Here is a 258-nt window from a genome sequence, read left to right as displayed (position 1 = left end):
GAATAGAAAAATTTAATAAATTAAAACAGCAGGTAGAAGATATTGAGCTTTTCATCGAATTGATAAAAGAAGAAGATGACGAAAGCCATGTGCCGGAGCTTCTGAAGAATATGGATGAGGCTGAAGAACAATTGGAAAGTGCAAGAATAGTTGCTCTTTTAAGCGAAGAATACGATGGAAATAATGCAATTTTATCCATTCATGCGGGAGCAGGAGGCACCGAGGCACAAGATTGGGCGGATATGCTGTTTCGAATGT

At 38.8% G+C, this 258-nt stretch carries 1 protein-coding gene; it reads left to right on the top strand.

Features of this window, described 5'->3' with window-relative positions; all coding sequences use genetic code 11:
- Positions 1–258: PCRF domain-containing protein (locus tag FQ668_RS27735; RefSeq protein ID WP_144180811.1), on the top strand; the 258-nt coding region annotated here is incomplete at both ends.

Source organism: Pseudomonas sp. Kh14 (assembly GCF_900291005.1).
GTDB classification, from domain to species: Bacteria; Pseudomonadota; Gammaproteobacteria; order Pseudomonadales; family Pseudomonadaceae; genus Aquipseudomonas; species Aquipseudomonas alloputida.
This window is presented reverse-complemented; position numbering and strand designations above follow the sequence as displayed.